This window comes from Haladaptatus sp. DJG-WS-42, from assembly GCF_037198285.1.
GTDB lineage: Archaea > Halobacteriota > Halobacteria > Halobacteriales > Halococcaceae > QDMS2.
On the sequence record NZ_CP147243.1, the window covers coordinates 651,724 to 675,623 of the forward strand.

28 protein-coding genes and 1 tRNA gene are annotated in these 23,900 nt (G+C 60.4%); 14 read left to right on the plus strand and 15 right to left on the minus strand.

Features of this window, described 5'->3' with window-relative positions; all coding sequences use genetic code 11:
* The first annotated feature begins 68 nt into the window (after positions 1-68).
* On the plus strand, positions 69-917 hold the full coding sequence (locus V5N47_RS03610; protein ID WP_338729487.1) for a hypothetical protein: 849 nt from the start codon (positions 69-71) through the stop codon (positions 915-917).
* Between the two features lie 113 nt (positions 918-1,030).
* Here V5N47_RS03610 and phoU read toward each other — a convergent pair whose 3' ends face one another.
* The 5 genes from phoU to V5N47_RS03635 all read right to left on the minus strand — a co-directional run bounded on the left by phoU (position 1,031) and on the right by V5N47_RS03635 (position 6,278).
* On the minus strand, positions 1,031-1,711 hold the full coding sequence (gene phoU / locus V5N47_RS03615; protein ID WP_338729488.1) for a phosphate signaling complex protein PhoU: 681 nt from the start codon (positions 1,709-1,711) through the stop codon (positions 1,031-1,033).
* A gap of 5 nt (positions 1,712-1,716) precedes the next feature.
* Complete coding sequence (gene pstB, locus V5N47_RS03620; protein ID WP_338730343.1) at positions 1,717-2,574, minus strand: phosphate ABC transporter ATP-binding protein PstB; 858 nt, start codon at positions 2,572-2,574, stop codon at positions 1,717-1,719.
* Positions 2,575-2,591: 17 nt separating this feature from the next.
* Positions 2,592-4,223: a phosphate ABC transporter permease PstA gene (pstA, locus tag V5N47_RS03625; RefSeq protein ID WP_338729489.1), complete on the minus strand. Its 1,632-nt coding sequence runs from the start codon at positions 4,221-4,223 to the stop codon at positions 2,592-2,594.
* Complete coding sequence (pstC, locus tag V5N47_RS03630) at positions 4,223-5,170, minus strand: phosphate ABC transporter permease subunit PstC (RefSeq protein ID WP_338729490.1); 948 nt, start codon at positions 5,168-5,170, stop codon at positions 4,223-4,225. The genes pstA and pstC overlap by 1 nt, the downstream gene beginning before the upstream one ends.
* A gap of 85 nt (positions 5,171-5,255) precedes the next feature.
* Positions 5,256-6,278 carry a PstS family phosphate ABC transporter substrate-binding protein gene (locus tag V5N47_RS03635; protein ID WP_338729491.1) on the minus strand — a complete coding sequence of 341 codons (1,023 nt, stop codon included), beginning with the start codon at positions 6,276-6,278 and terminating at the stop codon, positions 5,256-5,258.
* A 318-nt stretch (positions 6,279-6,596) separates the two neighbouring features.
* Here V5N47_RS03635 and V5N47_RS03640 point away from each other — a divergent pair, with 318 nt between their 5' ends.
* Positions 6,597-7,592: a PhoU domain-containing protein gene (locus tag V5N47_RS03640; protein WP_338729492.1), complete on the plus strand. Its 996-nt coding sequence runs from the start codon at positions 6,597-6,599 to the stop codon at positions 7,590-7,592.
* Positions 7,593-7,670: 78 nt separating this feature from the next.
* Complete coding sequence (locus V5N47_RS03645) at positions 7,671-8,804, plus strand: citrate synthase/methylcitrate synthase (protein WP_338729493.1); 1,134 nt, start codon at positions 7,671-7,673, stop codon at positions 8,802-8,804.
* Between the two features lie 57 nt (positions 8,805-8,861).
* Here V5N47_RS03645 and V5N47_RS03650 read toward each other — a convergent pair whose 3' ends face one another.
* The gene (locus tag V5N47_RS03650) at positions 8,862-9,236 is read right to left on the minus strand and encodes a 30S ribosomal protein S8e (RefSeq protein ID WP_338729494.1); all 375 of its coding nucleotides are present in this window, start codon (positions 9,234-9,236) and stop codon (positions 8,862-8,864) included.
* A gap of 130 nt (positions 9,237-9,366) precedes the next feature.
* Here V5N47_RS03650 and V5N47_RS03655 point away from each other — a divergent pair, with 130 nt between their 5' ends.
* On the plus strand, positions 9,367-9,807 hold the full coding sequence (locus tag V5N47_RS03655) for a DUF2240 family protein (protein WP_338729495.1): 441 nt from the start codon (positions 9,367-9,369) through the stop codon (positions 9,805-9,807).
* A 32-nt stretch (positions 9,808-9,839) separates the two neighbouring features.
* A complete protein-coding gene (locus V5N47_RS03660) occupies positions 9,840-10,220 on the plus strand; it encodes a hypothetical protein (protein ID WP_338729496.1) in 381 nt (126 codons plus the stop codon).
* Here V5N47_RS03660 and V5N47_RS03665 read toward each other — a convergent pair.
* Positions 10,217-10,870: an HAD family hydrolase gene (locus V5N47_RS03665; RefSeq protein WP_338729497.1), complete on the minus strand. Its 654-nt coding sequence runs from the start codon at positions 10,868-10,870 to the stop codon at positions 10,217-10,219. The two genes, V5N47_RS03660 and V5N47_RS03665, sit on opposite strands and share 4 nt — an antisense overlap.
* A gap of 138 nt (positions 10,871-11,008) precedes the next feature.
* On the opposite strand from V5N47_RS03665, the gene pyrF reads away from it, so the two are divergent.
* On the plus strand, positions 11,009-11,809 hold the full coding sequence (pyrF, locus tag V5N47_RS03670; protein ID WP_338729498.1) for an orotidine-5'-phosphate decarboxylase: 801 nt from the start codon (positions 11,009-11,011) through the stop codon (positions 11,807-11,809).
* Here pyrF and V5N47_RS03675 read toward each other — a convergent pair.
* Positions 11,806-12,015 carry a hypothetical protein gene (locus V5N47_RS03675; RefSeq protein ID WP_338729499.1) on the minus strand — a complete coding sequence of 70 codons (210 nt, stop codon included), beginning with the start codon at positions 12,013-12,015 and terminating at the stop codon, positions 11,806-11,808. The genes pyrF and V5N47_RS03675 overlap by 4 nt on opposite strands.
* Before the next feature lie 76 nt (positions 12,016-12,091).
* Here V5N47_RS03675 and V5N47_RS03680 point away from each other — a divergent pair, with 76 nt between their 5' ends.
* The 4 genes from V5N47_RS03680 to V5N47_RS03695 all read left to right on the plus strand — a co-directional run bounded on the left by V5N47_RS03680 (position 12,092) and on the right by V5N47_RS03695 (position 16,428).
* The gene (locus V5N47_RS03680) at positions 12,092-12,577 is read left to right on the plus strand and encodes a DnaJ domain-containing protein (RefSeq protein WP_338729500.1); all 486 of its coding nucleotides are present in this window, start codon (positions 12,092-12,094) and stop codon (positions 12,575-12,577) included.
* An 86-nt stretch (positions 12,578-12,663) separates the two neighbouring features.
* A complete protein-coding gene (locus tag V5N47_RS03685; protein ID WP_338729501.1) occupies positions 12,664-14,040 on the plus strand; it encodes a twin-arginine translocation signal domain-containing protein in 1,377 nt (458 codons plus the stop codon).
* Between the two features lie 57 nt (positions 14,041-14,097).
* A complete protein-coding gene (locus V5N47_RS03690) occupies positions 14,098-14,766 on the plus strand; it encodes a phosphoglycolate phosphatase (protein ID WP_338729502.1) in 669 nt (222 codons plus the stop codon).
* A gap of 66 nt (positions 14,767-14,832) precedes the next feature.
* On the plus strand, positions 14,833-16,428 hold the full coding sequence (locus V5N47_RS03695) for a GTPBP1 family GTP-binding protein (protein WP_338729503.1): 1,596 nt from the start codon (positions 14,833-14,835) through the stop codon (positions 16,426-16,428).
* Here V5N47_RS03695 and V5N47_RS03700 read toward each other — a convergent pair whose 3' ends face one another.
* From V5N47_RS03700 to V5N47_RS03725, 6 genes are read right to left on the minus strand one after another with little or no spacing between them, the layout of a single operon-like run.
* Positions 16,429-16,860, minus strand: coding sequence for a DUF488 family protein (locus V5N47_RS03700; RefSeq protein WP_338729504.1), 432 nt, complete (start codon positions 16,858-16,860; stop codon positions 16,429-16,431). It lies immediately after the preceding gene.
* 39 nt (positions 16,861-16,899) lie between these two features.
* Entirely contained in the window at positions 16,900-17,313 is a 414-nt protein-coding gene (locus V5N47_RS03705) for a GNAT family N-acetyltransferase (RefSeq protein WP_338729505.1), read from the minus strand.
* Between the two features lies 1 nt (position 17,314).
* Positions 17,315-17,989, minus strand: a complete 675-nt coding sequence (locus V5N47_RS03710) for an HAD family hydrolase (RefSeq protein ID WP_338729506.1) — start codon at positions 17,987-17,989, stop codon at positions 17,315-17,317.
* Positions 17,990-18,022: 33 nt separating this feature from the next.
* Positions 18,023-18,508, minus strand: coding sequence for a hypothetical protein (locus tag V5N47_RS03715; protein WP_338729507.1), 486 nt, complete (start codon positions 18,506-18,508; stop codon positions 18,023-18,025).
* Positions 18,505-19,437 carry a methenyltetrahydromethanopterin cyclohydrolase gene (gene mch / locus V5N47_RS03720; RefSeq protein ID WP_338729508.1) on the minus strand — a complete coding sequence of 311 codons (933 nt, stop codon included), beginning with the start codon at positions 19,435-19,437 and terminating at the stop codon, positions 18,505-18,507. Before mch ends, V5N47_RS03715 begins: the two co-directional genes overlap by 4 nt.
* A 45-nt stretch (positions 19,438-19,482) precedes the next feature.
* Positions 19,483-19,794 carry an MTH1187 family thiamine-binding protein gene (locus V5N47_RS03725; RefSeq protein WP_338729509.1) on the minus strand — a complete coding sequence of 104 codons (312 nt, stop codon included), beginning with the start codon at positions 19,792-19,794 and terminating at the stop codon, positions 19,483-19,485.
* Between the two features lie 78 nt (positions 19,795-19,872).
* On the opposite strand from V5N47_RS03725, the gene V5N47_RS03730 reads away from it, so the two are divergent.
* The 3 genes from V5N47_RS03730 (at position 19,873) to V5N47_RS03740 (ending at position 22,197) form a co-directional block, all read left to right on the plus strand.
* Positions 19,873-20,916, plus strand: a complete 1,044-nt coding sequence (locus V5N47_RS03730) for a YihY/virulence factor BrkB family protein (RefSeq protein WP_338729510.1) — start codon at positions 19,873-19,875, stop codon at positions 20,914-20,916.
* 60 nt (positions 20,917-20,976) lie between these two features.
* Entirely contained in the window at positions 20,977-21,861 is an 885-nt protein-coding gene (locus V5N47_RS03735; protein WP_338729511.1) for a mechanosensitive ion channel domain-containing protein, read from the plus strand.
* Positions 21,862-21,987: 126 nt separating this feature from the next.
* Positions 21,988-22,197, plus strand: a complete 210-nt coding sequence (locus V5N47_RS03740; protein ID WP_338729512.1) for a hypothetical protein — start codon at positions 21,988-21,990, stop codon at positions 22,195-22,197.
* Positions 22,198-22,716: 519 nt separating this feature from the next.
* Here V5N47_RS03740 and V5N47_RS03745 read toward each other — a convergent pair.
* Positions 22,717-22,787: transfer RNA gene (locus V5N47_RS03745), tRNA-Gly, on the minus strand.
* A gap of 228 nt (positions 22,788-23,015) precedes the next feature.
* Between V5N47_RS03745 and V5N47_RS03750 the strand changes: the two genes are divergently transcribed.
* Positions 23,016-23,900, plus strand: a complete 885-nt coding sequence (locus V5N47_RS03750; RefSeq protein WP_338729513.1) for an RNA methyltransferase — start codon at positions 23,016-23,018, stop codon at positions 23,898-23,900.

Here is a 23,900-nt window from a genome sequence, read left to right on the forward strand (position 1 = left end):
GGTTTTCCAACAGAGAAGATAATTCTCCTCAGCACAAAATATTTGTCAACTAGTTAGCTATTTGAGGCATGGAACAGCCCTCTCGACGTGCGCTTCTCTCTACGATTGTTGTCGGACTCGCGCCGATTGGAAGCGGGTGCGTGGATGGGCAGTCACCCGGCACGCCAACCGATTCTGAAACGACGCAGTCTACACCACCTCCAACAGCGTCGCCCACAGAACGGAAGACCACGCTCTCACTTGGTGAAACGGCTACGAGCAGTGACGGTGTGACCGTGACAATTTCTGAACCACAGGTGCGCAAAATCATCTACACACCAGATGTTGGCGGCGGCACCCACAAACGTCCGGCAGGGGAAACGAACGCACAGTTTCTTGGATTCGATGTCGAGACTGCCGAGACAGAGATTTCGTCATTGGAATTCACACCTGTTCTCGATGGAACCCGTACCGAGAGCAAGGTGTATCGCACCGACTTCGTGCCGGGACAATCGACTCGACTGAGCCTGCTCGTTCCCGTGCAGGCAGTTGAAAGTGGGGCGATTGAGTGGACGGTTTCAGCAGACGAGCAGTATCGCTGGACGCTCCCTGATGCAGTGCTCACGAAGCTTGCAAAATCACCAGAGTTTGAAACCGAGTTTTCCGTCCCCGAGTCGATCCCGCGAGGTGATTCATTCACGGCGAGCATCGACGTGACCAATACCGGAGATCGAGACGGCAGATTTCTTGCAGTTGTGTTAGACCAAGGTGCAGGTAGCCTCCCACTTGTCCCGAAATTCACGTTTCCCGTTTCCATCGGCGAAACCGTATCGCGTGAACTCTCTGGAGAGGCAGTCCGAACTGACTCCTCAGAGATGACCGCAATATTTGATTGGGGGCTCGAACGACAGACCGCGTCGTTTGCGGTCACTGACTGAAGCGGTCGCTGTCCAGTTATTCTACCGCGAGTGAACAAAGTGAACGAGCGGCCTTTTTCATGCAAGTTTTTGCAAGCGGGGGTCGCTCCGCGACCCCCCGCAGTAAAAAGTTGCTAGTAGATGAGGGTGTCGTCGTTCTCGACCATATACAGGGTCCGAGCCGAGATGTTGACAGCGTGGTCGCCAACGCGCTCTAAGTCGCGGATGGTGAGCAGCAGGCGCGAGACGTCCTGCATGAGCTGCTCGACTTCTTTTTCGCTCGTCGTGTCGTCGATTTCGGTCTCGATGAGGTCGCGCACGACGAGGCTGGAGGCGCGCTCACAGAGTTTGTCGAGGTCGTCGTCGCGCTCTGAGAGTTCGAAGGTGGCCTCGGCGTTGTTCTCTGCGTAGGCGTCCATTGCGTCTTCGACCATGTCGAGGGTGAACGAGCCGATTTCTTGGATGTCCACTTCTGGGAACATGTCCCGCGAGGCGGTGAGCGTGTAGTCTCCGAGGTTGGTTGCGAGGTCGGCGATGCGTTCTAAGTCGGTGATAATCTTGAACGAAGAGGCGATAAAGCGCAGGTCTGAGGCGACTGGTTGCTGGAGGGCAATCAGGTCGATGCAGTCCTGCTCTAAGTCGAGATAAAGCTGGTTGACTTCGTCGTCGCCGTTGATGACTTCGTGGGCGAGATCGTGGTCTTTCTGCTCCAGGGCGTCTAACCCCATACGGAGTCGTTCGAGGACGACTTCACTCATGTAGAGGACGTCCTCGCGCAGTGCACCCATCTGTTCTTGAAACGTTTCCCGTGCCATGTTTTTTATCCGAATTTGCCAGTAATGTAATCTTCGACCCGCTGGCTGTCGGGGTTCTCGAAGATTTTGTTCGTGTCGTCAAACTCGACGAGTTCGCCACCGGTGAGGAACACCGCGGTTTTGTCCGAGATGCGGGCGGCCTGCTGCATGTTGTGGGTGACGATGATGACCGTGTACTTCTCTGAGAGCTCTTCGATGAGGTCTTCGATTTGCGAGGTTGCGACGGGGTCGAGTGCGCTTGCAGGCTCGTCCATCAGGATGACTTCGGGGTCGACCGCGATGGCGCGAGCGATACAGAGGCGCTGTTGTTGCCCGCCCGAAAGTTCGAGGCCGGACTCATCGAGGCGGTCTTTGACCTCGTCCCAGAGCGCGGCGGCTTTGAGGGCGTTTTCGACTTTCTCGTCCATGTTGTCGGTTTTGCCCTGAATCTTCAGCCCGTAGGCGACGTTGTCGTAGATGCTCTTTGGGAACGGGTTCGGGTGCTGGAACACCATCCCGACGCGGCGGCGCAGTGCGACGGGGTCGACGTCGTCGTCGTAGACGTTCTTGCCGTCGAGCAACAGCTCGCCTTCGACGCGCGCGGCGTCGATGAGGTCGTTCATGCGGTTGATACAGCGCAGGAAGGTGGACTTCCCACAGCCGGAGGGGCCGATGAGCGCCGTGACCTTCTTTTCGGGGATGGCGAGGTCGATGTTCTGGAGCGCCTGGTCGTCGTTGTAGAACACGTTCACGTCACGTGCTTCGACGACGGCGCGGGCCGTGCCCGACGACGACGAGCCGGAAAGACCGGCGGTGACGTCGGTCTCGAGCAGCATCTCGTCGTTAGTCGGGTCGTCTGTCTCTACCTCTTCGTTCGAAGTCATATTCTCTTGTGACATGGTTAGTTCTCGCTCTGATACCTGTTGCGGAGGACAATCGCGATGGAGTTCATCGTCAGGAGGACGATGAGCACCGTCACGACGCCAGCCGCGAGCACACCGTACTGGAACTCAGGCTGTGGGCGGTCTGCCCAGTTGAAGATCATGAGCGGCATCGCACTGGCCGCATCAGAGAGTTTCGCCGGAACCGAGTAGGTCACCGTCGGAGCCGCAATCATGATCAGCGGTGCCGTCTCACCGAGGGCACGACCGATGGCGAGAATCGTCCCGGTCAAGATGCCCGGAATCGACCGAGGGAGGACGACTTCGCGGATGGTCTGCCACTTCGTCGCGCCCATCCCATAGGACGCCTGCCGGAGCGAATCCGGAACCGCGCGAATCGCTTCCTGTGAAGAGATGATGACGATAGGCAAAATGAGCAACGAGAGGGTAATCCCGCCAACGAGCACCGAGCCGATACCCATGTTCAGGTAGTTGATGAACAAGCCAAGTCCGAGCAGGCCGTACACGACCGATGGAACGCCCGCGAGGTTCGCGATGTTGAGCTGGATGAACCGGGTGTAGCGGTTGTCGGGAGCGTACTCTTCTAAGTACACCGCGGCGCCGACGCCGATTGGGAACGCGAGTACCACGACGACGGCCATCAGCATCACGGAGCCGACGAGTGCCGGGTAAATCCCCGCCTGCGTTGCTTCTGGGTGCGGGAGACTCGTGAGGAACTGCCAATCAATCCACGCCGTTGGGCCGGCGAAGCCAAGCAGGCCGACGACCGTCTCGACGAGGAGGAGGCCGCCGAGGATGACGACGGGGATGAGCAGACCCGACCGCGAACCGACGGATTCGGGGTCACTGTAGAGGTGTTCGACGTAGAGGGCCGTCGGGACACCGATGGTGAGCGCGAAGATGGTGCCGATGCTCGGGTCAAGACCGGCGAACATGAACGCGAAGGTGCTCACGAGCGACGCACCGAACACGAGCGCCCCGGCGACGAGTCCCGTTCGGCTGTTCTCGTGCTTTCGCGCGATGTACCGTCCCGTGAGAATTGCCGCCCCGACGCTGAACGTCGTGAGCAGTGAGAACCACCGAACGGGCTCAAACGGCGAAAAGCGGAGCAGAATCTCCGGGACGCTGTAGAACATTCCCGGAATGCCAACCATCACGTAGCCGAAAACGACGAGTCCCACGAGCACGCGCTCGTAGGCGTTCGCCGACGAGCGAAGCTTTCTGTGTGCGTAGACGAGCGCTCCAGCGAGGACGAACCCGACCATGTGATAGAACCACACGTCGTCGTCGAGTACGTCCACGAAGATGACGAGAATCGCCGCGCCGAGCATGACGCCAGCGACGGGCAGCCCAGTCGTGGAAAAGCCGACACGGAGCCCGTCTCTGTTCCGAAGCGAGAAGTACCCGACCGTCGCGAGCGAGACGAACACGAACAGGAGGTACGTGATGGTCCACTCCGTACTCGCGGTCTCTGGCTGCACGGCGTCGAGGGTGACGTACACGAGCAGCGTTGCGAGCGAGACAATACCGATGAGGGCCGAGGCGAGGAGCGCGTTTTTGAAGATGATACCCTTTGTGCGACTTACCTGCCCGAAGCCCGCTTCCTGTTGGGTGCCAGTTTCTGTCGCCATTATTCGTAGCTCTCCCGGTAGTGTTGTGCGATAAGGTTACTGACGAAGTTCATAGCGAGGGTAATAACGAACAGCGTGAGGCCGATTGCGAACAAACTACGGTAGGCAGGCCCCTGTGCAGCGATGTCACCGACGCCGAGTTGAATCATCGCCGCGGTCATGGTCTGCACCGATTCGAGATACGCGGACGGTAACAGCGGGTTCACGAGTTTCGGCGTCGCACCGGCGGCCACGACGACAATCATCGTTTCCCCGATTGCGCGCGAGAGCGCAAGGATGAACGAGGAGGCGATGCCGGAAACCGCCGCCGGAATGACGATGCCAGTTGAGACGTCGAACTTCGTTGCACCGAGTCCGTAGCCAGCCTGCCGGAGTGAGTCTGGTACCGCGCTCATCGCATCTTCACTAATCGATGAAACCATCGGGATAATCATGATACCGACCATGAGCGATGCAGAAAGCGCGTTGAACGTCCCGAGCTGGGGGATGAACGTCTTGAGAGCAGGAGTGATGTAGATGAGCGCGAAAATCCCGTACACGACGGTTGGGACACCGGCGAGAACTTCGAGGATTGGTTTGAGCACCGAGCGAACGGACGGGCTTGCGTACTCGCTCAGGTAAATCGCCGTTGCGAGGCCGAGGGGGAGGGCGACGATTGCAGACCCTACCATTACGGTGAGCGTCCCGGCGATGAGCGGCAGGACGCCAAACTGAATCGGCGTGATCGCCGGAGCCCACGTATCGCCGAGGAAGAACTGCGCGAAGGTTACGGTTTGTTCCGGGGCGATTCCCATCAGCGACGTGCCCGTAATTCGGAAGAACCTCGCCGCGTCGCCCACGAGCGCGAGGATGATTCCGAGTGTCGTCAACACCGATACGGCCGCACACGCGAAGAAGAACCACCGAATCAGCCGCTCTCTCGGCGAATTAGCAACGCGCGTAGTCATATCGGATGTTTGCTGGTCTGTGCTCATTTACTTGGAAGTATTTTTTTGGGTTTGAAAAAAAGCGCTTCGTTTCGAACGGGTGCGCTTAGCCTTGGACTTCGTCGATTGCGGCCGTCAGTTTGTCTAACTGCTCTTGCATGTCCTCTTCGGTGTTCGGGACGTAGCCAACCTGGTCTGCGACGATTGCCTGGTCTGCGCTCTTCTTGACGAAGAATTTCGCGAACTCCGCGACGTGTGGCTCTTTGAGCGCGCTCTTTTTCGGGTAGGTGAACAGCGGGCGGGCGAGTGGCGTGTAGTCGCCACCCTTTGCCGTTTCGAGCGATGGCTCGATACAACCGTTGCCGTTGTCAATCTTGACGGCCTTCACGGAGTCGGGGTTGTTGTAGTAGTACGAGAAGCCGAAGTAGCCCATCGCGTACTGGCTGCCGGAGACACCCTGGACGATAGAGCGGTCTTTCTCGGTCGCCGTGTAGTCTTGGCGGTGGGCACCCTCTTCTTCGATGATAGCCTCGGTGAAGTAGTCGAAGGTGCCGGAGGTGGATGCTGCGCCGTAGAGTTCGAACTCCTCGTCTGGCCACTCAGAGCGGATGTCGCTCCACATGGTCGCGCCGTTTGGCTCCCAGATCTGCTTGAGTTCTTCGACGGTCATGCAGTCGACCCAGTCTGCGTCGTTGTGGACGACGACGGTGAGTGCGTCGGTTGCGACGTTCATCTCGAGCCATTCGACGCCAGCGTCTTCACAGAGTTCCTTCTCGCTGTCTTTCATCGGACGCGAGGCGTTGTTGAAGTGCGTCTTGTCCTGGCAGAAAAAGTCGCTGAAGCCGCCACCAGAACCGGTCGAGCGGATGTTGAACTCGACGTTGGGGTGCTCTTTGCGGAACTCGACGGAGACTGCCTCTGCGAGTGGGAACACGGTGGAAGACCCTGCGATTTCGACGGTTCCAGAGAGTTCTTCCATGCCACCTTCGCCGCCCTCGGTGTTGGTTCCGTCGCCGCCTTCGCCGCCCGAGCCACTCTCACTGACACAGCCCGCAATGCCCAGTGCGGACGCCCCTGCAGCGGCAGTGATGAATTTGCGACGCGAAACGAAGTCAGGTTTGTCTGTCATCACTTGTGGAAATCGGTGAGAGGGGTAAATAACCTCCTATGATAACTATATAGCACTCCTTATGGGACAAGTGGACAAAGAAGATGTTTGGACAGAGTGTCTGAACAAACAACAAGAATACCCCCTTACAGTGGCGGGTTTCGAGAGGTTCGTACCGTGGGCGACAGCGGGACAGCGCCATCCAGAGCGCCAAATTTCCACATGATTTGAGGTGGAAATAGCATCGGAATAGTACCGTATTTGTTGAATAACGTAGATGAGTGGTGAAGTATGTAGATATGGAGTAGTTTATTGTGGATGAGGGGCGACGGGGAGTGTATGGAAACGCGGAAGGTCCAAATCACGGGTGGCTCGACGTTCACCGTCTCCCTCCCGAAAACCTGGGCGACCGACAACGGAATCAAAGCCGGGAGCGAGGTTGCGTTTTTCAAAGAAGACGACTCGCTCGTTCTCACACCGAACGATGAATCGACGCACGTAGAGGGAACGCTCGACATCGTCGGGCTCAAAGGCGACGAGTTGATGCGCGCCATCGTCACGATGTACGTAAGCGGCTTCGACATCATCACGCTCGAAACCTCGCGCGTCACCGCAGAACAGCGCCGGGCAATTCGCAAAGCCACACAAGGACTCGTCGGCCTCGAAGTCATCGAAGAAACGTCTGACCACGTCGTGCTGCAGGACCTGCTCGACTCGGCCGAACTCTCCGTCTTGAACGCCATCACGCGCATGCGCCTCGTCGCACTCTCGATGCTCAAAGACGCGGTTGTCGCCCTCGCAGAAAACGACGACGACCTCGCGCGCGACGTGATGGAGCGCGACGACGACGTAGACCGCCTCTGGTTCATGATTTCGCGCGTCTTCCGCTCTGCACTGCGAAATCCGACTGCAGCGACCGAAGTTGGTCTCCCGCGCGAGACCACGTTCGACTACCATTCGAGCGCCCGCCAGCTCGAACGCATCGCAGACCACGCGACCAAGATTGCGAACATCACGCTCGAACTCGGGGCAATCCCCGACGACGCATCGACGGCAATCGAGGAACTACACACCGACGCTGCGACCATCGTCGAGATGGCGATGGACGCGCTGTTAGAAGACGACCCCGAGCGCGCAACCCGCCTCGCAAACGACGCGAGCGAGAAGATTGCAGCCATCGACAAACAGACGCGAAACGTAGACAACCTCATCCGCGACCTGAACCCACAGCGCGCCCAACTGCTCGGCCTCATCGTGGACTCACTCTCACGGAGCGCCGACTATGGTGGGAACATCGCGGAGACGGCGCTCCAGAAGGCTGCGCCCCGCCCGTAGAGCCGGTTCGCCCACTTCTCACGCAATTTTGGCGTCGAACGAGGGGAGTTCTTCGTTGTCGTTCACGTAGGACATGCTATGGTCGACACCGAACTCAACCGTGGCTTAGAAGGAATCACCGTCGCGGAGACACGGCTGAGTCACATCGACGGGGAGGCTGGAAGGCTCATCATCGGCGGGTTTCCAGTCTCCGAACTGGCGGCCAACGCAACGTTCGAAGAGAGCGTCTTCCTCCTGTTGAACGACCGGCTGCCAACCGCAGACGAACTCGTGGCGTTCCGCACGTCCCTCGCGAGCAACCGTGAACTCACAGCCGAGACGCGAGCCGTGCTCAAACGCGCCGCAGCGGAGGGTGTCGACCCGATGGACGCCCTTCGGATGGGTGTCGCGGCTGCGAATCTCGGGGCGGAAACGGCGACCGCCCAACAGGCAGTCGAGCGAACTATCGCCGTGTTTCCGACGGTTGTGGCCGCCTACTGGCGCTACCGGCAGGGCGACGACCCGCTTTCACCACGAGCAGACCTGCGACACGCCGCGAACTACCTGTACATGCTAACTGGGACGGAACCGAGCGACGCCGCGACAACGGGGCTCGAAACCTACTTGAATACAGTCATCGACCACGGGTTGAACGCGTCTACGTTCACCGCCCGCGTCGTCGTCTCCACCGAGTCGGATGTCGTGTCGGCGGCGACGGCGGCGGTGGGGTCGCTCAAAGGGCCACTCCACGGCGGCGCTCCCGGTCCCGTCCTCGAAATGCTCATGGAGGTACACGAGTCGGGCGATGCAGAGGGATACGTTCGCCAGAAACTCGCAGCGGGCGAGCGTCTGATGGGATTCGGCCACCGGGTGTACCGGGTTCGCGACCCACGCGCTGCGGTGTTGTCGGCGGCCGCCGAACGATTCTACGAAGACGGTGGTGACGCCGACTTCTTTGAAACCGTGAGCGCGTTCGAAGAGACGGCAGTGGAACTGCTCGCGGCGCACAAGCCAGACCGCCGACTCGATACGAACGTCGAGTACTACACAGCGGCCCTGCTCTTTGGCGTCGGCATTCCTCGTGAACTCTTCACGACGACGTTCGCCGTGGCGCGCGTCGGTGGATGGATGGCCCACTGCCTCGAACAGGCCGCCAATAACCGAATCATCCGCCCGCGCAGTCGCTACGTCGGCGCAACCGGCAGGACGTGGACACCCATCGACGACCGATAGGTGTCCAGTTCACTCAACCGAAAAAAGCGGTGGACTGCCACCGCGCGGCGAGACTGGTTATTCGACGAGAACGCCGTTGACCTGTCCGTCCTGACCAGGCCGGGAGGTCACGCGGACGACACCCTCGTTCGTGGTGAGGAGCGCGCCCTTCGTGATGATGTTACGACGGGCGTAGTTTGGGTTCGAGTTGTTCTCTTTTACTCCCTGAATCGTGGCTGCGACCGACGTGCCGTCGCCCTGTGCGATGGTCACGGAGTCCGTGGCGATGGCACGGAGCTTTTTGGTGTTGCCGCGGCCTTCGACGACGCGGAACTTTGCGTCACCGACGTGCGTTTCGGTCGGCTGACGGCCGAGTTCGTGCTTCTTCTTGTTGCGAATTGGACGGCGTCGCCCACCGGTACGTTTGCGCGTGGAGCGTCCCTGGTCTTTCATACCCCATCAAAGGCAAACGGACTACTTGAATCGCACGACTCGTACCGCTCTCTCTGTCCACCGACCCCCACAGCCCTGAAACACGGAGACACCGGCACACTTACACCGGCACAGAAAATCAGTTGAGACGATGAGTATCCGGGTCGCCGCCGCCGCACCGTTTCGCACGAAAGGCAAGCGAAAACTCGCAGAAAGCGAGTTCGTCGTCTCCCTCTCGCTCGACCGCGACTGGTTCTCCCCCGACCAGGCGAAACGACTCGTGGATATCGCCGTGAGCCAAGGCCTGCTCCGGCGCGAAGACGACGCGCTCCACTGCGCGTTCGACCCGGATGACGTGACCATCCCCGACGACTTTTCACCCGATGCGAGCCTGCTCCAAGCGCGCTCAACGTTCGAGAAAATCTTAGACCGCCTCATCGCAAACGGTCATAGCAAACAGGAGGCCGTCGCAGCCGTAAACGAACTCCAGCGCGACCTTGGCGTGACCATCGAGACGGCCGCCGTGCTCTACGCCCATCGACGGGGCGTTTCTGTGGGCGAAGAAGCCAACGCAGCGCTGGCCGAACTCTGAAGCGATAAACCGCTGCGAACCAATTCACTGGTATGGTCAAAAAACGCGAGACAGACGGCGTCCGCCTCGCGCAGCTGCTCGCCTCCGAACTCGACGGTTACAAAGACGGGCCACTTGGCCCGCTTTCGGTGTCGAATGCGGCCGACGCGGACGGTTTGCGCCCGGTCGAAGACGTCGCGAGAGCGTACGATGTCGCACACGACGGCGAGCGCATCGCTCGCGTGTTCGTCCACCCTGACCGCGCGTACGTCGAGTTCGAGGCGGGCATCGACAAAGTCGTGAAAACGGCAGAACAAAAGGGCCTGCGAACGCGCCCAAAGGCGACCAACCCACCGAAAGCGCTCGTGTTCATCGAAGACGGCGCGCAAGTAAAGCGGATTCTCGACGTGTTCGTCGCCGCGGTGTCGAATTAGAGGGTTTTCAGCACGTCCGGAAGCCGGGTGACCAGTTCGTCGCGTTTGAGTACCACGTCCGCGATGGGTGAAGGGTCGTCTCCGGGGCCGACGACGTGGATGGCGTGCATGTTCATGTCCTTTGCACCCCGAATGTCGAGGTCTGCGTGGTCGCCGATGTAGACCGCTTCCTCTGGAACGGTATCGAGTTCGGCGAGCAGCGACCGGAAGGCCCGGTGGTCGGGTTTGCCTGCCGGAAGCGACCCGCTGATGAGGACGGTGTCGAAGAGGTCTTGCCAACCAAGGCGTTCGAGTTTCGCCCGCTGGGCTTCGATGGGGCCGTCGGTGAGCAGGCCCACGCGGTACTCTTTGCGGAGGTCAGTGACGAGGCGTGCTGCCCCGTCGATAGCGATGAGGGAGTTGTTGATGGCGTTTTGGTACGCTTCTGAGAGTTCTGCAGGCGAGACAGGCGTTTCGTGGTCTTTGAGGAGGTCTTCGAAGATGGGTTCGCGCGTCTCGTTCGAGAGGTTGCGGCGGTGGGCGTCGAGGTAGGCCTGTCGGTCGAACAGCGGTGCATCGACAGACTCTGATGCCTCGTGCAACAGCGTTTGACGGTCGCGTTCTGGGACGACGAGTGTGTAGTCGAGGTCAAACCCGACCGCTCGTATCATGGTAGCAAAAATGAGAGCCACCTAATTGAATCTGCCGTGCGGAGGGGCGAAATACCGACAGACGTGGCGGTTTGCCGACCTGATTGCTCACTGGCCACATCCGACAGAATAGTTAGGATACCCCAGAGAGTGACACGTATGCCAGCAGAGTTCTTCGACTGGGTCGCCCGCAATATCGAATCGAAAGAGAGCGTTGTCTGCGTCGGTCTCGACGCGGACGCAGACCGAATCCCTGCGCACTTACAGGACTACGACCTCCCACGCTGGGCGTTCAACCGCCGTATCATCGACGCCACCCACGAACACGCCGTCGCGTACAAGCCAAACGCCGCGTTTTACGAAGACCGCGACGGCTGGCTCGCACTCAAAGAGACCATCGCGTACGCACACGGCAAAGACGTGCCCGTCATCTTAGATGCCAAACGCGGCGACATCGGCAACACGGCGCGCAAATACGCGCAACTCCTTGACGACGCAGACGCCATCACCGTGAACCCGTACATGGGTCGTGACACGCTCGAACCGTTCCTCTCACAGGAGGAGAAGGGCGTGTTCGTTCTCTGTCGCACCTCGAACCCGGGCGGCGCAGACCTTCAAAACCTCACGCTCGAATCCGGTGAGAAGTTGTACGAGCGCGTCGCCGCACTCGCAGACCTCTGGAATAGTAACGGCAACGTCGGCCTCGTCGTGGGCGCGACGACGACCGAAGAACTCGAAACCGTCCGCGAGCAGGTGCCAGACATTCCGTTTCTCGTGCCCGGCGTCGGCGCACAGGGTGGCGACGCAGAGGCCGCAGTCGAGTTCGGCCTCGCAAACGGCGTCGGCGTCGTAAACTCCTCTCGGGGAATCATCTTCGCGGGCGAAGGCGAACAATTCGACAAGGCGGCAGGCGAGGCGGCAAAGCGGCTGAAAAAGCGACTGAATCAGTACCGCGACTAGCTCCGGAAGGTATCGACGCCGTCCGAGAACTCGTCTTCTTCGGGGGTGGACGTTGGCTCTTTTGCCCCGCGAATTTCGGTGACGCAGTTCGTACAGTACCCGAAGCTGTCGTCGTAGTGGGTGGCACAGACAAGCTTCCCACAGCGACCGCAGTCGTCTGTAATCTCACGGGTACCACAGAGCTGGCAGGTGCCGGAGACGGACATGGCTACTTGTAGCACAGGAAGCCACTTGAGCATGCTGGGCGAGAGGTTTAGGGTCGTGTGGGTCAAAGCCACACGCGTGAACCAGTCGCGGCTCCTCCTCTCGTTGACCGCCGTGTTCGCCGGCATGACAGTGCTGTTTCTCGTCTTGAGTTTCGTCTACACGCCCGTGCTGCTCGTGGCGACGGCGCTGTTCGGCGCGACGACGTACGCCCTCTGGTTTCATGCGACGGGCAAACTCCAACAGCAGGTGTATCAACAGGCACGCACCGCGCGGCGGCCGCCACGCCAAGAGCGCGGCGGGTTCGGTGCAGGGCCACGTCAACAGTGGCGTGGGCCGCGACAAGACCGGCGCACCCAACAGCGAGTTCGGCGGCCGTCTCGACCCAATCAGTCGGTGGTAGAGGCCTACCGGATACTCGGCCTCGACCCTGGTGCGGACGCAGCAGCGGTCAAGAAAGCCTATCGGAAACGTGTCAAAGAGACACATCCCGACACCGAACGCGGGAGTGAAGAAGCGTTCAAACGCGTGACGGCAGCTTATGAACGTCTCTCGAATAGGTGAAAGTAATCCAATCAAGCATTACCAATTAATATGTATAAATTTTGGAGAATGAATAGCTATTTAGTAACTGCTGGCGAGTGACAAATATGGCATCTCGACGAAATTTTCTGAAAGCGAGCGGGGCGACATTCGCACTTGCGTCTCTTGGTTCTCTTGCTGGCTGTACGCAACTTGAAACCATCACCGGCCCGAGCGCACCAGCGTATTCGAGCTGGCTATACGACCCGGAAACGGTGCTCAACGTGGACAATCACCTCTTTATGTCAATCGACGTCCAGAGCTACTACGAGCACGAAGACCAGCTTCCAGAATCGCTGTTCGAATCGCTCGACCAACTGGACGAGGAGATTGATTCGGTCGAATTAGACGAGTTACAGCACATGACCATGCTCGCCTACGGCGAAACCGACTTCAGCCGCGCGGGGATGTCGTGGGTCGTCTCCGGATCGTTCGATAGCGAAGAGATCAGCGAAGAAATCGAGAACGAACTCGAGAAGAGTCAGAGCGGCGAGGACGTAGAGAAAGGCGAGTACGAGGGGTACACACTCTACAGCATCGAACAGCCCTACGGCTACGGCATGTCCGGCGAGTCCGACTCCACGATGTCCGTTACCTTCGCCATTGGTGAGGAGAACGCACTGCTCGGGATGGTCGTCGATGCAGAGGCAACCGCGAAGGCGGCCGTCGAACAGATGATCGAGTCGGATGCAGGCAACGTAGAGCGCTACTACGACACCAACGAGAACGCGAAGACAATGATGCAGGAACTCGGGGACGCCACCGTAGCGATGGGCCTGAACCTCGAAGTCAGCATCTTAAAAGACTGGGTGCCAGACGAGGAAACCGAGATAAAAGCCGTCCTCGACGACTTAGAGGCGATGGGCATGGGCGCGACCATCAACGGCGAGACGACGGAGAACAAAATCATCCTCGTCTACGAAGACGAAGACGCCGCGAGCGCAGAGAACGTCGAAGCGCTCATCGAGCGCCTCAAAGAGGAGTCCGAGGAGTTCGAAGAGAACACCGCAGAGATTACGGTGAGCGCGGACGGCCGCGCCGTCGTCGTCACCTCCGAAGTCGATACCGACGAGCTCTGGAGCGATTATCAGGACAATAGCGGCGGCCTGATGGGCACAGGCACAGGCAGTTCCTCTACGAGTTTCTCCAGTGACGCAAACGCCGAAGCCCCCCAAGTGTCGCTCAGCTTCGAGCAGAACACGGACGGCACGGTCACCATCACCCACCAAGGCGGCGACCACGTCACGGACGCACTTTATGTCGAGTACATCGACGACGAAGGCTACGACCAGTTCGAGTTCTGGATGCCCGAAGGCGGCGCAATCGCCGCGGGCGACTCCTACACGACGACATACGCCGTGAGTGCAGACACCCAACTCACCGTCCTCTGGACCGGGCCAAATGGCAGCAGCTTCGAGACGCTCGGCGTCTTCAGCGCGTACTAGCCCGGTCGCACTTTTCGAAAGCGGAAACCAGTAAGGCACAGAGTACGCACACGGTGTATGGTTCCGCCGCTCGTCCTCGATATCGACGGCACGTTGAGTCGCGCAGACCGCTCTCTCGACGAGCGGGTGTTTCCCATCATCCGAAACTGGGATGCACCCGTCGTTATCGCCACCGGGAAGGCGCTTCCCTACCCGGTTGGCCTCTGTGATTTCATCGGCATCCCGATTCGCGTCATCGCAGAAAATGGGGGCGTCGTCACCGTCGATGACCGCGTTGACTACCTCGGCGACCGCGCGGGCGCACAGGCCGTTGCGGATGAGTACGTCGCGGCGGGGCACGACCTCGGGTGGGGCGAGGCCGACTTCGTCAACCGCTGGCGCGAGACGGAAGTCGCGGTGTCGCTCGACTCCCCGAAACAACCACTGTACGAAATCGCCGAGCGTCACGGCCTCGAAGTGGTTGACACGGGCTTTGCCTACCACGTCAAAGACACCGCGATGAGCAAGGGGAAGGCGCTCAAAGTCACCGCGGATCACCTCGACCTGTCCCCCGAGGATTTCGTCGCGCTTGGCGACTCAGAGAACGACGTGTCCACGTTTTCGGTCGTCGGACGGTCGTTCGCGATGGCGAACGCGGACGAAAAAGCGAAGCAGGCGGCCGATTTCGTCACCGAGGGGTCGTACGGCGACGGCTTTGTAGAGGCGATAGACCAGATTACTGGGTAGCAGTTTGAGTGTCAATTGATAACACGCCTGACAACACTTTTCTTCGGTGGTGAACTATGGTGATTCATGAGCCCCGACCGGGCTATCCTCGAGAAAGCGCTCCAACGTGGCGAACAAGAGGATGGCAACGTCGAGTTCAAAGAACGGCTCAGCAAGGACCTGCACCTGGCAGGTGGCCGGCTCGAAAGCCTCGCGGCGCAACTGCGCCACCGCGTTCTCTCCGGAGGCGGCGAGGCACTGTACGTCGTTGGTGTCACCGACGACGGCGGGCTGGCGGGCCTCGAACCCGACGCATTTGCAGAATCGATGGACGTTCTCTCATTTCTCGCAGACGAAGCCGGTGCCCACATCGAAGCGGTACAGACGTGGGGCATAAACGACGGCATCGTCGGCGTCGCCACGGTAAAAGAAGGCGGCGTCCTCGAAACCGATGACGAGCACATCGTGGTTGGCACCGCTGGACACGTAGACCACGGTAAGAGCACGCTCGTTGGCTCGCTTGTCACTGGACAAGCCGACAATGGCGAAGGCGGAACGCGCACCTATCTCGACGTGCAACCGCACGAAGTCGAACGCGGTCTCTCTGCTGACCTTTCGTATGGCGTGTACGGCTTCACCGACGAGGGGCCGCTACGGATGCACAACCCCTTCCGCAAAGAAGAGCGCGCGCACATCGTCGAACAAGCAGACCGACTCGTCTCCTTCGTCGATACGGTTGGCCACGAACCGTGGCTTCGGACGACGATTCGCGGGCTGGTTGGCCAGAAGCTCGATTACGGCCTGCTCGTCGTCGCCGCGGACGACGGCCCGACCAAGACGACGAAAGAACACCTCGGGGTGTTGCTGGCGATGGACTTGCCGACCATCGTTGCGATAACCAAAATCGATGCCGTCACCGAAGACCGCGTCGTGGCGGTCGAACACGAAATCGAACGCATGCTCCGCATGGCCGGCAAAGCGCCGCTCTCGATTGCCCGCCACGGCGTGGATTCGGCAATCGAGGAGATTAGCCCACGCGTCATCCCCATCCTCCGGACGAGTTCGGTCACGATGGAGGGCTTAGACGTGCTTGATAACCTGTTCGAACGACTCCCGAAGACGGCCTACGGCGAAGGCGACTTTTCGATGTACGTAGACCGGTCGTACAACGTCGTGGGGGTCGGTCCCGTCGCTTCCGGGACGATTCGGTCAGGAACGGTCGATGCAGGCGACGAACTCTTGCTTGGGCCGATGGCGGATGGCACCTACCGCGAGGTCGAGGTGCGTTCGATCGAGATGCACTACCACCGTGTCGACCACGCGAAGGCGGGCCGCATCGTCGGCATCGCGCTCAAAGGCGTCAAAGAAGGCGACATCCAGCGCGGGATGGTGCTCGTCCGCCGCGACGCAGCGCCGACTGCCGTCCGCGAGTTCGAAGCCGACGTGATGGTTCTCAACCACCCGACGCGCATCGGCGACGGCTACGAACCGGTCATCCATTTAGAGACCATCAGCGAGACGGTGACGTTCACGCCAAGCGAGGGGCAGCTGCTCCCCGGTGACACAGGCGGCACCCGCGTCCGCTTCAAATTCCGGCCGTACCACGTCGAAGTCGGCCAGCGATTCGTCTTCCGCGAAGGGCGGAGCAAGGGCGTCGGGACGGTCACGAAAGTGTCCGAGTAGTCACCGACGGGCTTCGAGTTCGGCACGCAGAATCGTCCGGTGACACCGCTTTTTGTTTGTGTTTTCAAAACAGACGAGCGCGATGTTCTCACCGGATTCCAGCCGTGAGCGGAGCCGCTGCATCGCAGCCTGCGCCTCGTCGGTCGTCAAGTACTCGCGGTATCTCGATTCGAAATCGCACCCATCCCACGCGGCGTTGTGGGCCTCTTCGTCACAGAAACCTTGGAGCTTCAGGTCCTCGTGGCGGGTTTTGGTCGCAGAGAGGAGGTCTGCAGGAGGTCCGAGTGCGGGGATGTTCTCGTCTACTGCACCCGAGAACCACCGGGTCGGTTTGCGGACGACACCGACGAGCGTCGTCTCTTCGGGTAGTTCTGCGAGGTCGTGCTGGATGGCAGCGAGATACGTGTCGGTGAGCGTCCCCTCCGTCGTCATGGCGTAAGGTTTCATCGAGCGATAGCAAAGGTCTGGTGCCTACTCCGTCCGCAGAAACATCCCCTTCGACGCCGGGGCCGTGGGCTCGAAGCCCCAGCGCTCGTAGAAGCCGTCTACGTCTGCGATGAGGTTCACGTAGGCCTGTGGCGGAGCCGTCTCCTCGACGTACGCCATGAGCGCGTCCATGATACGCGTGCCGAGGCCCTGTCCCTGAAACTCGGGGCGGACGGCCATGTCGCAGAGGTGGTAGACAGAGCCGTCGTCACCGACGATACGACCCATGCCGACGACGTCGTCGGTCTGGTCGTGAACCGCGACGACGCCGAACACCGAGTTCGGCAGGCCCTGTTCGACGGCTTCCCGCGAGCGTGGAGCCATTTCCGCGGCCTCGCGGAGGGTGAGAAACTGGTCTACAGTCGGCAACTCCTCGCGGATGGCAACCGTCGCGGCCATCTCAGGCAGACCACGGTTTGTCGAGCAGGTCGTGGAGCGTCTCGACGGTGTAGTCCGGGTGGTGTTTGTCTGGGGTTGCGCCGGTGTGGTCTGGCACCCACACTGCGCCGACGCCGGCGGCTTGCGCGCCCGGCACGTCCGCTTCGAGGGAATTGCCGACGTGAACCGCGCGGTCGGGCGCGGAGTCGAGCGCGTCGAGTGCCCGATAGAACGGGTCTGGTGCGGGTTTCGCTGGGCCGTCGTAGCCAGCGTGGACGACCACGTCGAAGTGGTCGCGGATGCCGAGGCTGTCGAGTTTCGGCGCTTGCATCTCCGGGCTGCCGTTGGTCACGATGCCGAGGTGATGGTCAGAGAGGGCTGCTAACGCTTCTTTCGCACCGGGCAGGAACGTCACGTCGCCGTGGTCGCGTTCTGCGGCGAACACCTCCGCGACGGTTCTGCCCACTGACTCGTCGTAGCCGCCGTCGGTTGCAATCGCGGCGAAGCAGTTTGCGCGCAGTTCGTCGATGGTGTCCGCGTCAGTGAACTCGTGGAAGCGAGCGAAGTAGTCGCGCACGGTGAAAAACGGCTCAACGCCGGAGATTTCAAACGAGTGGTCGAGGATGTCTGTGGCGGGGCGACGATACGTACAGAGGGTGTCGTCAATGTCGAAGAGAATCGTATCGACAGCGGTCATTACCCGAGAGAATGCGCCCGACGGACAAAAGGCTCAGGCTCGGTAACCGTCGGCAGTTCGGTCCGCGAGGTTCAAGAGCACAGCCCAGTCGAGCATGCGTCGAACGCGCTCTGTCCAGATGTCCTCCCACGTTTCGGGGTTGCGGTGGCGCTCCCAGTTCGGGACGTGTTCTTCGAAGCGATCGAAGACTTCGGCCGACGTGAGCGGCTCGTCTGCAGCTTCGAGGAGGGTGAGGAGGTCGTCCGCGCCGAAGATGCGCTCGCGGAACGCGGCGGCGAGGTCTGCGGTATCGTACTCCTTGCGGATGCGCGAAAAGCCGGAGTCACCCTCGTTTGCGAGGCCGAGCGCCTGTAAGAAGGTGAGCCACTCGCGGGCTTGGTCGCGGGCAGGGACGTCCGCTTTCGCCATCATCCGCGCACAGCAGTCGTCCACGGAGCCGGCGACGAGCGGGACGGCACGGTGGGCTGTCTCGATGTAATCGAGCGACTCGGGCGGCACGGGGACGACTTTGAACTTCACAGCTCGAAACTCTCCGCGAGCAGGTCTTCGTGGGTGTCACCGAACACGTGGGTTGGGCCGCCGACCACGTCGATGGTGACCTGTGCCGGGGCGAACAGGCTCTCGGGGATGTCGTAGAACTCCCAGTCAACCGACTCGAAAATCTCCGCGAACGGCGTGCCGAAGTCGTCGGTCGCAGACGAGACGATTTCGTCGAAGCGGTCGAACTCGTCTTCAACGACGAGGTGCACCTGTCCGCCGTAGGCGAGCGCGTCGTTGGTGCGGGCAATCGCGGCTTCCTCGCTTCCGGCGACGGGGGCGACGGGGGCGCTTGCGCTCACAGAGAGCACCGAAAGTGGGTCGTAGCCGAGTTCCGAGAGGCGGAAGACGGCGAGTTCTGCGGCGCGAGCGGCGATGGTGACGCTGCCCGTGATGCTCGCCGTCGAGAAGGCGGGGAGGAAGACGGCGTTTGGCGACACATCAGTTAGTTCCGCGACGTGTTCTGCGACGGCTTCGGTGGGAAGGCGCTCCGATTCGACGGCGAGGGTGGCAAAGTCGAAGTCGTCTTTGTAGCCAACGCGGTCGAACTCAGACTCCTCTGCGACGAGCGCGCGGGCCGGGCCACTCCCGAGGCCTTCGAAGTCTTCGACGGCGAGTTCCCAGCCGGCTTTCTGCGAGCACAGCAGGGCAAATGCGGGATGGTCGGTGGACAGTTCGACGTGGGGCAGGGGCGCGCCAGCGACTTCGTCCATGCGCGTCTGGATGGTGGCAAGCCCGGCCGTCTGAATTTCTGCGAGCAACAGTCCGGCCTCGATGCCGCCGAGCGCTTCGACGCCGAAGTCGAGGACGGTCGCTTCGTTGTCGAGGGCAAACGCCTCGATTGCGAGTTCGTCGGCGAAGTCGAGCGCTTCATCGACGAGTTCGAGCGTCATCCGGTTGAGACTCTCCATGCCCACGATTGCGGGCCGCCGGATAAACCGTTTTTCAGTTCGAGACTACCGGTCGCTTCGCGCCTCGTGGCCGAGGACGCGTTCGACGGCCGTTACTTTCTCGCGGGCAGTCTGGGTTTTCGTCCGCTTGTCATCGATTTTGAGAACCGTGCTCACCCGGTCGCCGTCTACGGCTTGGTGGGCGGCTTGCACGGCGGCGAACAGTTCGCCAATGTCGTCGGTCTCGATGACGGTTCCCATCGGGTTCGTTTCGTATTCGACGGCGAAGTCATCGAGGGCGGCGACGGCTTTCGCGACTTCGTCTGCCATACTGCCTTCACGGACAGGCGCGACGCTGAGAAGTGCAACGACGGTCATAGCAGAGAGCGCACCCGCCAGCCGCAAAATCGTTGTCCTCGCCATCGTGTTTTTCCGGTGTGGTGACGTGATAGTGGTATGAACGCGCGCCTCGACCGGCCGGTCACCGTGGCCCGCGCCGTCGTCCACGAGATTCGGACGGAGAACATCACGTTCATGGCAGGTTCGATTGCCTACCACGCATTCGTGTCGCTGTTGCCGCTTCTCTTGCTCGTCACCGCTGTCATCTCAACGGTCGGAAACCAGACGCTGCAAGAGGGGTTCAGCCGCCTGATGCAGGCCGTCTTGACCGAAGATGCGGGCGATATTCTCATCACCGAACTCCAGACCGGCGGGAGTTCAACCGGCGTGTCAATCATCGGGCTTGTCGTCCTCGTCTGGGGGACGCTCCGCATCTTCCGCGGGCTCGATACCGCCTTCTCTGACATCTACGAAACCGAAGCTGAGAACACCTTTTTCGACTCGCTCGGCGACGGCCTCATCGTGCTGGTGGCAGTCGCCCTTGCCTTGCTCATCGGCGGCTGGGTCGAGACGAGTCTTCCCGAATTCGGGTCGCCTGCACTTCGGTGGGTCGTCCAACGCGGTATCCTCGTGGTGGGCCTCTCGTTCGCCTTCTTCCCCATGTACTACATCTTCCCCGACACGGACGTCTCGGTGCGCGAAGTGCTCCCCGGCGTCGGGTTCGCCGCTGTTGGCCTCGTCGTCTTCGAGACGCTGTTTCGCCTCTACACCGGCGGTGACGAGAGTAGTATCATCGGCGGCATCATCATCCTGCTAACATGGCTCTACTTCAGCGGCCTCGTCATCCTCATCGGCGCGGCAATCAACGCCGTCCTCTCGAATCGGAGCAAGGACGTGAACATCGAACCGGTCGTCGGCGGGATTCGTCCGCTCGAAAAACAGTCCGACATCGACCGCACCCACCTGACAGAACGACTCGCTGAACTGGACGCCCTCCTTAAACGAGAAGACATAGACGAGTTGGTCGTCACTGCAGATGGGACGAAAATCACCCTGCCGCGCCCGCTCAACGTGACCGCGGACACAACAGAGTCGCCGCTGCATCTCGGTGACGGCACCGTTGGCTTCGAGATTCGCTGGTCGCCGCGCGAAGACGAGTGATTCGTGACAGATAGCCAGTAGTATTTTACCCACACCGTCCTTGCCGATGGGTACAGAGAAATGATGTTACAGGTAGGGGTTCCACCGACAGTCGAAGGGATTATGGCCCAGTACGCTGGCCTGCTCGGCAAAGTTGCAGCCTTCATCCTCGCGTTCGTCGTCGTCTACATCATCGGACGAGCCATCGTCGCGCCGCTCGCCAGCCGCGCCATGGACAAACGCGGCTTCGACGAGACGATTGCGAACCTCGCGGAGAAGGTGGTCGGCGTCCTCACCCTCTTTTTCGCTGTCGCCGTGGCCTTCACCGTCGCTGGCTTCGGTGCGTTCCTCGCCGCCTTTGCAACCCTCGGGGGCGCACTCGCACTCGCCTTTGGCTTCGCCGCCCAAGACCTGCTCAGCAACTTCGTCGCCGGGCTGTTCATCCTCAAAGACAAACCGTTCGAAATCGGCGACTGGATCGAGTGGGAGGGCTACGCCGGGCGCGTCCAAGACATCGACCTCCGGGTCACTCGGGTCAAGACGTTCGACAACCAGCTCATCACTGTCCCGAACGCCGACCTCGCGAACAACCCGCTCATCAACCCCGTCGCGTTCGATACGCTCCGCCAGAAGTTCGTCTTCGGCATTGGCTACGACGACGACATCAATCAGGCGACGGACATCATCGTCGAAGAAGCCGAGAAGAACGACGACATTCTGGACGACCCTGCGACGTCGGTTCGCGTCACCGAACTCGGCGACAGCGCCGTTGGTCTCCAGTCACGCTTCTGGATAAAAGAGCCGAACCGCGCCGACTTCGTTCGCACGCGGTCTGAATATGTGCAAGCCGTCAAAGAGCGATTCGACGCCGAAGGCATCGACATGCCGTACCCGTACCGCCAACTCACCGGCGGCGTCACGGTCGATGGCGTGCCACAGGAAGTCGCTCTCGAAGCCGACGACTAGCGACACATCTGCGGTTTCATTCTTTGTTTTTATAATGGTAGTTTCGCACGCGAACGAGCACGCACGCGTAAGGCACACCTAATGTCATCCAAATAACTACATACGGCCACAGGTCCAACTGAGAATATGGACTGGCTCACGGCAGGGAATGGCGCACTGTTGCGTATTGGCCTGTATCTCCTCATCTTCTGGCCAACCGTAGGCTACTACGTCTATTCAGAGTCAACGCGACGAGACCTTTCACGCCCGAAAGTCCGAGGCGTGGTGTACGGATTTTTCGGGATTCTCGGCGTCGTCGTGTTTCTTGCGCAGTACGGGACGAAAGAGCGGGAGTGAGTGAAAGCACCACTTTCACGAACGTCGAAGCGGTCGCAGACCACTTTGGGATTTGAACGCCAGTCGCAAATCAGAGATTTGCTCCTTAGTTCAGAATCCCACGGTACCGCACACACCCTCGAACGGACGTGTGAGCGACGCACGCGTCGCTCACGGTGTTGTTCTCGGTAGAAGTGCGCTGACTGGGAGTGAGCAAACGCTTCGCGTTTGCGAGCCTTGGAGAGCCAAAGGCTCTCCTGCGTTTGAACCACCTGAACTTCGTTCGCGTCGCTCACTCGTTCCGTGCTTCAAATCCCAGTAGTACGACGACAGCAAATTCAGCCATTGCGACGCGATAAAACGCGTCGCTGGAAGATTTGAATTTGAAGAAGTGCGCTGACTGGGATTTGAACCACAGTCGCTCCCGTTCGCTTCGCTCACCTCTCGCTCCCTGATTCAAATCGCCACGGTACCGCACACACCCTCGAACGGACGTGTGAGCGACGCAAGCGTCGCTCACGGTGTTGTTCTCGGTAGAAGTGCGCTGACTGGGATTTGAACCCAGGTTGTGACCATGGCAAGGTCACGTGATACCACTACACTATCAGCGCGTGCCTGTTTCGGCGTTCAACTGCATTCGAATAGAGGTGGAGGATGGAATAAAAGAGTTGCGAATCAGGGGCGAAAATCGTGTGAGGGCGGGGCGAACCAAACTGTGCCAAAACTCACGCAAACGTGAGTGTCAGGCCCTCACACGCCCGCAGACGAAGCGAGGCCTTTTTACCACAGGATACGGTACAATCGCCACAGTCTAGTGTCGAGGCGCGAATGCGGACAGTATGACTGTCAGCATCCTCGTTCCCTCGTCTCTCGTCAGAGAGGCCGAGGACAAACGCGAGGCAACTCGAAAAATCGGCTACGTCGCCCGCGCGGCTACGATATTCAACGTAGACCGCGTGACCATCTTCCCCGACGAAGCAGGGGAGAATCGATGGGAAGGCGACTTCGTCGAGACCGTACTCCGGTACGCCGCAACGCCCCCCTACCTCCGCAAGGAGGCGTGGGGCAAGCGCGACGAGTTGCAGTATGCGGGCATTCTCCCCCCGCTTCGCACCGCGACACAGACCGGCTCCGAATCAGACGATTCGGAGTCGATAAGACAGGGAATCGTGACCGAGGTCGGACCTGACGGGCGCGTTCGGGTCAATTGCGGACTGCAACACCCGATCTCCCTCATCGTGCCTCCATCCATGGAGTCGCCCGGTGTGGGGGAGCGCGTGACCATCAGGATCTCTTCGCGACGTCCGGTCCGTGCGAAAATCGTCGACCAAGCCCCACCCGGGTTTGCCGTCGAACGCATGGACCTCCCAGAAGCACTCGGCCGTGAGGACGCTGGGTTCCGAATTGCAACCTCGCGCCACGGGGAAGCACTCTCCGTGGGGCGACTCGGAACGCTGGCCGGGCGCATCCAGACCGATGGAGCGACCATCGTGTTTGGGGCGCCCGATAGAGGGCTTGTGGAAATCTTCGGCGTTGAGGAAGCTGAGATCGCCGCTCATCGGAGCGGGATCTGGGACACAGACGCGGACGCTCCGCGTGTCGAATCAGGCGCACCCAGCCGGTTCGACCTTTGGCTCAATGCGATCCCGAATCAAGGTAGCAAGACCGTGCGAACGGAAGAAGCACTGTTCGCCGTGCTTGCCTGCCTGACACTCAAAGAGTGA

Bases quoted from the DNA above. Each gene is read 5' to 3' on its own strand.
- V5N47_RS03610 (WP_338729487.1), top strand. From the start codon at position 69: ATGGAACAGCCCTCTCGACGTGCGCTTCTCTCTACGATTGTTGTCGGA.
- phoU (WP_338729488.1), bottom strand. From the start codon at position 1,711: ATGGCACGGGAAACGTTTCAAGAACAGATGGGTGCACTGCGCGAGGAC.
- pstB (WP_338730343.1), bottom strand. From the start codon at position 2,574: ATGACTTCGAACGAAGAGGTAGAGACAGACGACCCGACTAACGACGAG.
- pstA (WP_338729489.1), bottom strand. From the start codon at position 4,223: ATGGCGACAGAAACTGGCACCCAACAGGAAGCGGGCTTCGGGCAGGTA.
- pstC (WP_338729490.1), bottom strand. From the start codon at position 5,170: ATGACTACGCGCGTTGCTAATTCGCCGAGAGAGCGGCTGATTCGGTGG.
- V5N47_RS03635 (WP_338729491.1), bottom strand. From the start codon at position 6,278: ATGACAGACAAACCTGACTTCGTTTCGCGTCGCAAATTCATCACTGCC.
- V5N47_RS03640 (WP_338729492.1), top strand. From the start codon at position 6,597: ATGGAAACGCGGAAGGTCCAAATCACGGGTGGCTCGACGTTCACCGTC.
- V5N47_RS03645 (WP_338729493.1), top strand. From the start codon at position 7,671: ATGGTCGACACCGAACTCAACCGTGGCTTAGAAGGAATCACCGTCGCG.
- V5N47_RS03650 (WP_338729494.1), bottom strand. From the start codon at position 9,236: ATGAAAGACCAGGGACGCTCCACGCGCAAACGTACCGGTGGGCGACGC.
- V5N47_RS03655 (WP_338729495.1), top strand. From the start codon at position 9,367: ATGAGTATCCGGGTCGCCGCCGCCGCACCGTTTCGCACGAAAGGCAAG.
- V5N47_RS03660 (WP_338729496.1), top strand. From the start codon at position 9,840: ATGGTCAAAAAACGCGAGACAGACGGCGTCCGCCTCGCGCAGCTGCTC.
- V5N47_RS03665 (WP_338729497.1), bottom strand. From the start codon at position 10,870: ATGATACGAGCGGTCGGGTTTGACCTCGACTACACACTCGTCGTCCCA.
- pyrF (WP_338729498.1), top strand. From the start codon at position 11,009: ATGCCAGCAGAGTTCTTCGACTGGGTCGCCCGCAATATCGAATCGAAA.
- V5N47_RS03675 (WP_338729499.1), bottom strand. From the start codon at position 12,015: ATGTCCGTCTCCGGCACCTGCCAGCTCTGTGGTACCCGTGAGATTACA.
- V5N47_RS03685 (WP_338729501.1), top strand. From the start codon at position 12,664: ATGGCATCTCGACGAAATTTTCTGAAAGCGAGCGGGGCGACATTCGCA.
- V5N47_RS03690 (WP_338729502.1), top strand. From the start codon at position 14,098: ATGGTTCCGCCGCTCGTCCTCGATATCGACGGCACGTTGAGTCGCGCA.
- V5N47_RS03695 (WP_338729503.1), top strand. From the start codon at position 14,833: ATGAGCCCCGACCGGGCTATCCTCGAGAAAGCGCTCCAACGTGGCGAA.
- V5N47_RS03700 (WP_338729504.1), bottom strand. From the start codon at position 16,860: ATGACGACGGAGGGGACGCTCACCGACACGTATCTCGCTGCCATCCAG.
- V5N47_RS03705 (WP_338729505.1), bottom strand. From the start codon at position 17,313: ATGGCCGCGACGGTTGCCATCCGCGAGGAGTTGCCGACTGTAGACCAG.
- V5N47_RS03710 (WP_338729506.1), bottom strand. From the start codon at position 17,989: ATGACCGCTGTCGATACGATTCTCTTCGACATTGACGACACCCTCTGT.
- mch (WP_338729508.1), bottom strand. From the start codon at position 19,437: ATGGAGAGTCTCAACCGGATGACGCTCGAACTCGTCGATGAAGCGCTC.
- V5N47_RS03725 (WP_338729509.1), bottom strand. From the start codon at position 19,794: ATGACCGTCGTTGCACTTCTCAGCGTCGCGCCTGTCCGTGAAGGCAGT.
- V5N47_RS03730 (WP_338729510.1), top strand. From the start codon at position 19,873: ATGAACGCGCGCCTCGACCGGCCGGTCACCGTGGCCCGCGCCGTCGTC.
- V5N47_RS03735 (WP_338729511.1), top strand. From the start codon at position 20,977: ATGATGTTACAGGTAGGGGTTCCACCGACAGTCGAAGGGATTATGGCC.
- V5N47_RS03740 (WP_338729512.1), top strand. From the start codon at position 21,988: ATGGACTGGCTCACGGCAGGGAATGGCGCACTGTTGCGTATTGGCCTG.
- V5N47_RS03750 (WP_338729513.1), top strand. From the start codon at position 23,016: ATGACTGTCAGCATCCTCGTTCCCTCGTCTCTCGTCAGAGAGGCCGAG.